We start from the raw sequence: 9654 nt of genomic DNA on the forward strand, positions 1-9654 counted from the left end.
TCGCGGGCCGCGCGCCCAGCGCCCGTGAGCGCGCGTCTCCCACACAGCCCAGCCCCCGAGCCCCCCCCCCCCCCCCGGCCCCCAACGCGCGGCGGCCCCCGCGGGGTGGTCGCGCAGCGCCCACGGCCGCCCGGCCGCGGCGTTCTCCTCCAGCCTGGCCGCCAGCCGGGCCATCGCCCGGCCCGCCGTCCGGCGGTCCGCGCCGCGGAAGCAGAACAGCTCGGCCGGCCACTCCTCCAGCCCGTGCCGGGGCTCGTCGGCTCCCGCGTAACCGGCCAGCACCGCGTGGTAGTTCGTACCGCCGAAACCGAAGGCGCTCACACCGGCGATCCGCCGCTGCGGGGGTACCGCCCACGGCCGGGCCTCGGTGTCGAAGAAGAACGGGCTGGTCTCCGGCTGCCAGGCGGGGACCGGCGTGTCGAGGTTCCGCGTCGGCGGCCGTACGCCGGCGTGGACGGCGCGGGCCGCCTTGATCAGCCCGGCCAGCCCGGCCGCGCACTTGGTGTGCCCCAGCTGTGATTTCACCGAGCCCAGCGCACAGGACCCCGGAGCGGCGCCCGAGGCCGTGAACAGCTCGCTCAGCACGGTCAGTTCGGTGCTGTCGCCGACCACCGTGCCGGTGCCGTGCGCCTCGACCAGGCCGACCTCGCGGGGGGTGACCCCGGCCCGCGCGTAGGCCCGTTCCAGGGCCTTGCGCTGTCCCTGCGGACGGGGCGCGGTCAGGCCGAGGGACCTTCCGTCGCTGGAGGCTCCGACCGCCTTGATCACGGCGTACACCCGGTCGCCGTCCCGTTCCGCGTCCGCGAGGCGCTTCAGCACGAGTGCGCCCACCCCCTCGCCGAGGGCGATTCCGTCGGCGGCCGCGTCGAAGGGCCGGCAACGGCCGCCGGGAGACAGTGCGCGGACAGAGGAGAACAGCAGGTAGTCGTTGATGCCGTTGTGGACGTCGGCGCCGCCGCACAGGGCCATGTCGCTGTCGCCGTCGCGTAGTTGGCGGCAGGCGAGGTCCAGTGCGGCCAGCGAGGAGGCGCACGCGGCGTCGACCGTGCAGTTCGCACCGCCGAGGTCCAGCCGGTTGGCGACCCGGCCCGCGATGACGTTGGCGAGCACACCGGGGAACGAGTCCTCGGTGAGGCGCGGCAGTTGTTCGTCCAGTCCGGGCGGGAGGTCGCCCAGATAGCCGGGGTACAGCGCGCGCAGCCCGTAGGCGCCGGCCAGTTCGGTACCGGCCTCCGCGCCGAACACCACCGAGGTCCGGGACCGGTCGAACTCCCGGTCCCTGCCGTACCCGGCGTCCTCGAGGGCCCGCGCCGAGACTTCCAGGGCCAGCAGCTGCACCGGTTCGATCCCGGTCAGCGAGGCGGGCGGGATTCCGTAGGCGAGGGCGTCGAAGGGCATCGGGCCGAGGAAGCCGCCCCAGCGGGACGGGGTGCGCTCGCCCGCCCGCGCCGGGTCGGGGTCGAAGTGGAGCGCCGGGTCCCAGCGTTCGGCCGGCACCTCGCCGACCGCGTCCGTCCCGGCCAGGATCCCGGCCCAGTAGGCGGCGAGGTCCGGCGCGCCGGGGTAGGCGCAGGCCATGCCGACGACGGCGATGTCCAGCGGCTCGGGCGCCGGCGGGTCTTCCGCGGGAGCGGCGACCTCCTCGGCCCGCTGCCGGAGGAACTCGCTCGCGCCCTCGGTGACCTGGGCGTGGAGCGCGGCGACCGTGGTGGTCGCGGAGCGCAGGGTGGCGGCCTGGCCGAGCATGAACAGCCCCTCGGCGTACTGCTCTTCCTCGTCGACGCGTTCCAGCGCGGAGCCGGCCGCGGCGCCGCGCCGCAGCCCCTTGCTGGCGATCCGCAGGCGCCCCAGGTTGAGCCGCTCCAGCTCCTCCCAGACCTCGCGGGGTGCGGCGCCGCTCTGCGCCAGCCGCCGCCGGGCCTCCCCGAACGCGTCGGCGTACGGGGTGTCCGCGCATCGCGTGGCATGGCCGGGACCGGTGTGCAGCAGCACCGTGTCCGCGCACTCCACGGCGGCGCGCTGGAAGGCCGGCAGCACCGCTCCGGCCGCCACCGCCTCCTCGGTGAACAGGTAGGCGGTCCCCATGAGCACGCCGATCCGCGCGCCCCGCTCGGCCAGCGGGGCCGCCGCGGCGGCCGCCATCGCGGCCGAGCGCTCGTCGTGGATGCCGCCCGCGAACAGCACGTCCAGCGCGGCCGGTTCGGGGCACGACAGCAGGATCTCGATCTGCTCCTCCCACAGCGGGAACGAGGCGCGCGGCCCGACGTGCCCGCCGCACTCGAGCCCCTCGAACACGAACCGCCGCGCCCCGTCGGCGAGGTACCGCGTCAGCAGGCCCGGTGACGGCACGTGCAGATGGCTGCGGATCCCCGCCGCCTCCAGCGGGGCCGCCTGCGCCGGGGTGCCGCCGGCGATGATCGCGTACGGGGGGCGCGCCTCGACGACGGCCGCCATCTGCTCCGCCCGCAGTCCGGCCGGGGCGAAGCCGAGCAGGCCCACCCCCCAGGGCCGGTCGCCGAGCCGTTCGGCGGTCTCGGTGAGCAGCCGGCGCACGTCCGGTCCCTCCATGACCGCGAGCGCGAGGTAGGGGACCCCGGCCGCGGCGGCGACCGCCTCCGCGAAGGCAGGCTGGTCGCTGACCCGGGTCATCGGCCCCTGCGCCACCGGGAGCGGCCGCCCCGGCTCGTGCCCGCGCCCCAGCGGCCGGGTCCGTACGGCGGCGGCCAGATGCCCCGTGACGGATGCCCGGACGCCCTGCAGGACGCCTCCGGTCGTCCGGTAGCGCGCGGCCAGCCGGGCCGCCGAGGCCCCGTCCTGCCCGACCGGGAGCAGCTGGGTCCGCAGGTCCCGGGCCCCCAGCAGGGCGTCGACCGGGCCCTGGGGCCGGGGCAGGTCGGGGCGCGCGTAGACCCGGCGGCCCTCCACCAGCCGGGTCTCGGAGCCGTCCATGGCCCGCAGCGCCGCGGCCACGTCGGCGGGCAGGGCGGCCTCGCCCTCGGGCGTGAGGGCCAGTTGTACGTCGACCAGCACCCCGGCGGCTCCGCCCGCGACGGCCGCGGCCGCCGTGTGCGGCCCGATTCCGCCGCAGGCCCGTACGGGGACGCCGATCGCGGGGTCGGCGAGCAGCTGCTGGAGGAGCACGAAGGTGGTGGCCCCGCCCACCCGCCCGCCGGCCTCGTGCCCCTTGGCGACGAGCGCGTCCACCCCGGCGGCCACGGCGGCCAGGGCCTGCGCCGCTCCGGTGACCTCGGCCCACACCCGGGGAGCCCCGTCGGCCGCCGCCCAGTCGGCGACCCGTTCGGGGGTGTGCGCCGCGGGGTCGGCGAGCAGCACCGTGTCCACCTCGGCCGGCAGCTCCCGGGGCCCGACCGGGCAGCCGACGGGCACCCGGACCCCGTAACGGCCCCCGGCGTGGCGGCGGGCGAGCACGGCGAAGCCGCGCCCGGCCGCTCCGCGGTCCCGGCCGAGGTCGAGCAGCCCGAGCGCCCCGGCCCGTTCGGCGGCGGCGACGATCCGCCAGTTGGGCTCCTCGAAGGGACTGACCGCGACGACCAGGTCACGGTGGGCGTCGAGGGGCGAGCGGGGCCGCCGCGACGGACGAGGCTGCGGGGGCCGCGGGGAGGACGGGGGCAGCGGGGCGGACGGCGCCGACGGCGCGGGCGCGGGCAGCGGGGACTGCGCGGGCTCGGGGAGGGACTGCGCGGGTTCGGGGAGTGGGGAGTGCGCGGGCTCGGGCTGGGGGGACTGCGCGGGTTTCGGCTGGGGGGACGGCTCGGGCTGGGGGGTCACGGGCACTCCTCTTCCAGTGATATGTGACATGGCGCAGTGCGCGGCGGAAGGCGGGAAGAGCGACGTGCGAGGTCCCCGTGGGGGTGGGAACCGAGGTGCGCGGCGCACGCGCTGGCCGGTCGGCGCGCCGAAGGGCGGACTTGAACGATGGTCAAAATCCCTGATGCCGCGTTGCATCGTGCGGTGAGCGCCGTGCACTGTCAACGGGTATCCGGAGTACTCCGTTTCGAGCGTCCGAAACCCGCCACCCGCCCGGATCGTCCCCCCGAGGACCCGGCCGCGGGCGCCCGCCGACGCCATGGCCTGCGGCGATGCGTTCGACCGCCCCGTGCGTGCTCCAGGGTCCGGCGCACCGCGTCCGTACGGCTCATGCCGCATGGGTATGACTTCCCACCGGCCCGGCATGACCGCCCGCGCGGAGTCGGGCAGTTGTTCACCTACGTGGTCTTACAGGTGCAACCCCGCGCGGCTACCGTCCGGTCATGACCCCCACCCTCGCCCAGCTCCGCTACCTCGTCGCCGTCGCCGACTGCCGCTCCATCACCGGCGCGGCCGCCGCCGTCTTCGTCGCCCAGTCCGCGCTGTCCCGAGCCGTCCAGGCCATGGAACGCGATCTCGGAGTCGAACTTCTCGCCCGCCGGGGAAGGGGGGTGGACCTCACACCGGAGGGGGCCCGGGTCGTCCGGCTGGCCCGCACCGTGCTCGACGCGGTCGAGGCGATCGACGACATCGGGACCCCCCACGCCAAGGACGCCCGGGCCACCCTCGCCCTCGTCACCACCCCCACCCTCGCCCTCGACCTGGCCTCCGAGCTGGTGCCCGCCTTCACCGCGCGGCACCCCGGCATCGAGGTCAGACTCCAGCAGCACGACAGCCGAGAGGCGCTGGTGCAGGAACTGACCCAAGGCAGAGCCGAGTTGGCGCTCGTGGATCTGCCGATCGACCCGGAGCTCTCCACCCACCACATCCAGGAGCGGGAGGTGGTCCTCATCTCTCCGATCGGCTCGCCGCTGCCCGACCCGCTGCCGTTCCGCGCCCTCGACGGACTGCCGATGGTGCTGCCCGCCCCGGGCACCGGTCGCCGCACCGAGATGGAGGCCATGTTCAGCTGCCTCGGCGTGCGCCCCGTGCCCTGCCTGGAAGTGGACGAACGCCTCGCCTGGGTGACCGGCGTGACCGACGGCCGCGGCTCCCTCATCTGGTACCGCGACGTCGTGTTACGGGCATTCGGCAACAGGGCGGAGGTCCGTTCCTTCACGCCGCCCCTGCTGCGCCCCGTGGGCATCGCGCACGCCCGGCGACCGCTGAGCCGTGCGGCCCGCGCCTTCATCGCGCACGCCCGGCACAAGGCCCCCGTGCGGGAACCGGCCCGCTGACCTGGGGGCGGCCCCATGGTGGCCAGGCATGCCCGCCCGGCATTGAACGATGCTCGAACGGGCGGTGGCCGGCCCTGGCGCCCTGACCTGACGTCCCCTCCCATGGTGCGCATGCCCCGATTCCTGCGCACGCCTCCACGGGCCGCCGCGGCCCTCGCCACCGCGGCCCTCGCCACGATCCTTCCGGCCATGGCCTGGCTGGCCGGCCCCGCGGCCGGCGCCGCCTCCTCCACGGGCGCGCCCGCGCCCGCGGCCGGATCCGCCCTGGCCCCCGAGCGCACGTGCACCCTCCCCGCGGGTCTGGCCGAGCTCAGCGGGCTCGCCATGAGCCGCAAGCACTCCGGCGTCTTCTACGCCGTCAACGACAGCGGGAACACCCCTCAGGTCTTCGCCGTCGACTGCAACGGCGCCACCGGCCGGCTCCTGGCCACCTTCACGCTCGCCGGAGTGGGCAACACCGACTGGGAAGCCGTGACCCTCGGCAAGGACGCCGCGGGCGCCCCCGCGATCCTCGTCGGCGACATCGGCGACAACTTCAGCGGCCGCGCCGAGATCACCGTGCACGCCTTCGCGGAGCCCGACCGGCTCGCCGACGCCACGGTGACCCCCGTGACGTACCGCTTCGCCTACGCCGACGGCCGGCACGACGCCGAGTCCCTGCTCGCCGACCCGGTCACCGGCCGGCTCTACGTCGCGAGCAAACTCATCGGAGCCGCCGGGCAGTTGTACCAGGCTCCGCTGCCCCCGGTGGCCGGACGGGTCAACACCCTCACGGCGGTCCGGCCGGGCCCGGTCTTCGCCACCGACGGCGCGTTCTCGCCGTCGGGCGCCTCGTACACGCTGCGCAGCGGGGGTCCGCTGGGCGCCAACACGGCCTCCGTGTACGACACCGCGGGGACCAAACTCGCGGACGTCGCCCTCCCCGCCCAGCCGCAGGGCGAGACGGTGACGTACGCCGACTGCTCCAGCCTGCTCGTCGGGTCGGAGAACGACACGCAGATCTGGCGCGTTCCGCTCCCTCCGGAGGCCACTCCGGGCTGCGACGGCACCCCGACCCCGACGCCCACATCGACCCCGTCGCCGACCCCGACTCCGTCGCCGACCCCCACCACCGGTGGGCTGAAGCTGACCGACCCCGGCCCGCAGACCTGCACGTTCAACCAGTCCTGCACCATCCAGCTCACCACCACCGGAGGCAAACCCCCCGTCCGCTACACCGCCACCGGACTCCCCTGGGGCCTCACCCTCGACACCACCACCGGCCGCATCACCGGCAAACCCTGGGCCACCGGCACCCTCCAGATCACCGCCACCGCCACCGACACCACCCCAGCCACCGCAACCACCACCTTCCCCCTCACCCTCACCTGGTTCTGACCCCGAGCAGGACGGGCGGCGGCGGGCCGGGGCCGAGCGGGAGCGCGGCCGGCGCCGCGCCTACGCGCAGGATCCGCACAGCCCCCGGTAGGTGACGTCGACCCCGGACACCGTGAATCCGAACCGGTCCTCGACCGGGAGGTCGGCCAGCGGATCGCCGCCCGGGTGGACATCGCGGATCAGGCCGCACTGGGAGCACACCAGGTGCTGGTGCGGGTGGTGGGCGTTGGGGTCGTAGCGCTTCGCCCTGCCGTCCGTGGTGATCTCCACGACCTCGCCGAGGGAGACCAGCTCGCCCAGGGCGTTGTAGACGGTTGCCCGGGAGATCTCGGGCAACCGCTTCACCGCGCGGGCGTGCACCTCGTCGGCGGTGAGGTGGACGTGGTCGCCGTCGAGGACCTCCGCCACCACGCGCCGTTGGGACGTCATCCGCCAGCCGCGTCCACGCAGCCGCTCCAGAAGGTCACTCATATCGGCTCACCTTTTCAGGTTCGACGGGGATGCCCTGAATTCTACCCTCGGACGTCCAGGATCCGACAGGATGGGGCCTTGGTGTCGTTCTTGACTTGGACTGTGTCGATCGTAGGATCGGTTTCGTCGACAGCCAAGGGACAGGAAGGCTCCAGAGCGGCGGGAGACCGGAGCCCCGGCGTCAGGGAGACCCATGACGACGCCGGAGCCCGCCAGCGGGGCCCTGTGCCCGAACCGTTCCACCGCATGCAGTTCCTGATCACCGAGACCGCCTGGTCCGGTCCGGAAGGATTCCCATGTCTGAGAACCATGATGCAATCGTCGTAGACGCCAAGTCCGAAGGCGGCGGGGGTGGTTGTCCCGTCGCGCACGAGCGGGCCCCGCACCCGACCCAGGGCGGCGGAAACCGCCAGTGGTGGCCGGAACGCCTCAATCTGAGGATCCTCGCGAAGAACCCGGCCGTGGCCAACCCCCTCGGCGACGCGTTCGACTACGCCGCGGCCTTCGAGGCGCTCGACCTGCCGGCGGTGAAGCGGGACATCGCGCAGGTGCTGACGACCTCGCAGGACTGGTGGCCCGCCGACTTCGGCCACTACGGCCCCCTGATGGTCCGCATGGCCTGGCACAGCGCCGGCACCTACCGCATCAGCGACGGCCGCGGCGGCGCCGGGGCCGGCCAGCAGCGCTTCGCCCCCCTCAACAGCTGGCCGGACAACGGCAACCTGGACAAGGCCCGCCGTCTGCTGTGGCCGGTCAAGAAGAAGTACGGGCAGAGCCTCTCGTGGGCCGACCTCATGATCCTCACCGGCAACGTGGCCCTGGAGTCGATGGGTCTCGAGACCTTCGGCTTCGGCGGCGGCCGCGCCGACGTCTGGGAGCCCGACGAGGACGTCTACTGGGGCCCCGAGAGCACCTGGCTCGACGACGCGCGCTACACCGGCGACCGCGAGCTGGAGAACCCCCTCGGCGCGGTCCAGATGGGCCTCATCTACGTCAACCCCGAGGGTCCGAACGGCACTCCGGACCCGATCGCGGCGGCTCGCGACATCCGGGAGACCTTCCGCCGGATGGCGATGGACGACGAGGAGACGGTCGCCCTGATCGCGGGCGGCCACACCTTCGGCAAGACCCACGGCGCCGGCCCGGCGGACAGCGTCGGCGACGACCCCGAGGCCGCACCCCTGGAGAGCCAGGGCCTGGGCTGGGCCAGCTCCTTCGGCACCGGCAAGGGCGGCGACGCGATCACCAGCGGCCTCGAAGGCATCTGGACGAACACCCCGGTCACCTGGGACAACACCTTCTTCGACATCCTCTTCGGCTACGAGTGGGAGCTGTTCAAGAGCCCCGCCGGCGCCCACCAGTGGCGGCCGAAGGACGGCGCCGGGGCCGGGACCGTGCCCGACGCCCACGACGCGTCGAAGAGCCACGCGCCGACGATGCTGACGACCGACCTCTCGCTGCGGATCGACCCGGCCTACGAGCAGATCTCGCGGCGCTTCCACGAGAACCCCGCCGAGTTCGCGGACGCCTTCGCCCGCGCGTGGTTCAAGCTGACCCACCGCGACATGGGACCGGTCGTGCGCTACCTCGGCCCCGAGGTCCCCTCCGAGACGCTGCTGTGGCAGGACCCGCTCCCCGAGGTGACGCACGAGCTCGTCGGGGCCGACGAGGTCGCCTCCCTCAAGGAGCAGGTCCTCGCCTCCGGCCTGTCGGTCTCCCAGCTCGTGTCCACGGCCTGGGCCTCGGCCTCGTCCTTCCGGGGCAGCGACAAGCGCGGCGGCGCCAATGGCGCGCGCCTCCGCCTCCAGCCGCAGAGCGGCTGGGAGGTCAACGACCCGGACGAGCTGGCGACGGTACTGCGCACCCTCGAGGGCCTCCGCGGCTCCTTCAACGCGGCGCGGACCGACGGCAAGCGGATCTCGCTGGCCGACCTGATCGTGCTGGCCGGCGCCGCCGGCGTCGAGCAGGCCGCGAAGGTCGCCGGTGTCGAGGTCCGGGTCCCCTTCACGCCGGGACGCGTGGACGCGTCGCAGGAGCAGACCGACGTGGAGTCGTTCGCCGCGCTCGAGCCGGCCGCCGACGGGTTCCGCAACTACCTCGGCAAGGGGAACCGCCTGCCGGCCGAGTACCTGCTGCTCGACCGGGCGAACCTGCTGAACCTGAGCGCCCCCGAGATGACGGTCCTCGTCGGCGGCCTGCGGGTCCTCGGCGCGAACCACCAGCAGTCGCAGCTCGGCGTCCTCACCACCGAGCCCGGGACCCTGACGAACGACTTCTTCGTCAACCTGCTCGACCTGGGCACGACCTGGAAGGCGACCTCCGAGGACGCGCACGCCTTCGAGGGCCGCGACGCCGCCACGGGCGAGGTCAAGTGGACCGGCAGCCGCGCCGACCTCGTCTTCGGGTCGAACTCCGAACTGCGCGCGCTCGCGGAGGTCTACGCGAGCGACGACGCGCGGGAGAAGTTCGTGACGGACTTCGTCGCCGCCTGGGACAAGGTGATGAACCTGGACCGGTTCGACCTCGTCTGAGCCCGGGTCCGATCATGGCGTCCAGGCCGGGCGGGCGCCCGCCGGCCCGCGCGGCCCCGGCCGCCGGCCCGCCCGGGCGGCGCGGGGGGGCGGGGCGGGTGGTCGCGTGG

At 74.6% G+C, this 9654-nt stretch carries 5 protein-coding genes; 3 read left to right on the forward strand and 2 right to left on the reverse strand.

What is annotated here, in order from left to right:
- Positions 1-3555: beta-ketoacyl synthase N-terminal-like domain-containing protein (locus ACWF9Z_RS00135; protein ID WP_453596515.1), on the reverse strand; the 3555-nt coding region annotated here is incomplete at its 3' end.
- Between the two features lie 716 nt (positions 3556-4271).
- Here ACWF9Z_RS00135 and ACWF9Z_RS00140 point away from each other — a divergent pair.
- Together ACWF9Z_RS00140 and ACWF9Z_RS00145 are read left to right on the forward strand one after the other, a co-directional pair.
- On the forward strand, positions 4272-5165 hold the full coding sequence (locus ACWF9Z_RS00140; protein WP_453595719.1) for a LysR family transcriptional regulator: 894 nt from the start codon (positions 4272-4274) through the stop codon (positions 5163-5165).
- 111 nt (positions 5166-5276) lie between these two features.
- The gene (locus ACWF9Z_RS00145) at positions 5277-6542 is read left to right on the forward strand and encodes a putative Ig domain-containing protein (RefSeq protein WP_453595722.1); all 1266 of its coding nucleotides are present in this window, start codon (positions 5277-5279) and stop codon (positions 6540-6542) included.
- A gap of 60 nt (positions 6543-6602) precedes the next feature.
- On the opposite strand, the gene ACWF9Z_RS00150 is transcribed toward ACWF9Z_RS00145, so the two are convergent.
- Entirely contained in the window at positions 6603-7013 is a 411-nt protein-coding gene (locus ACWF9Z_RS00150; RefSeq protein ID WP_453595725.1) for a Fur family transcriptional regulator, read from the reverse strand.
- A gap of 296 nt (positions 7014-7309) precedes the next feature.
- Between ACWF9Z_RS00150 and katG the strand changes: the two genes are divergently transcribed.
- Positions 7310-9544 (forward strand): catalase/peroxidase HPI, encoded by a 2235-nt coding sequence (katG, locus tag ACWF9Z_RS00155; RefSeq protein WP_453595728.1) that lies wholly within the window; start codon positions 7310-7312, stop codon positions 9542-9544.
- Positions 9545-9654: the final 110 nt, after the last annotated feature.

It is taken from the genome of Streptomyces sp. NPDC054961 (assembly GCF_053609145.1).

Bases quoted from the DNA above. Each gene is read 5' to 3' on its own strand.
- katG (WP_453595728.1), top strand. From the start codon at position 7,310: ATGTCTGAGAACCATGATGCAATCGTCGTAGACGCCAAGTCCGAAGGC.
- ACWF9Z_RS00140 (WP_453595719.1), top strand. From the start codon at position 4,272: ATGACCCCCACCCTCGCCCAGCTCCGCTACCTCGTCGCCGTCGCCGAC.
- ACWF9Z_RS00145 (WP_453595722.1), top strand. From the start codon at position 5,277: ATGCCCCGATTCCTGCGCACGCCTCCACGGGCCGCCGCGGCCCTCGCC.
- ACWF9Z_RS00150 (WP_453595725.1), bottom strand. From the start codon at position 7,013: ATGAGTGACCTTCTGGAGCGGCTGCGTGGACGCGGCTGGCGGATGACG.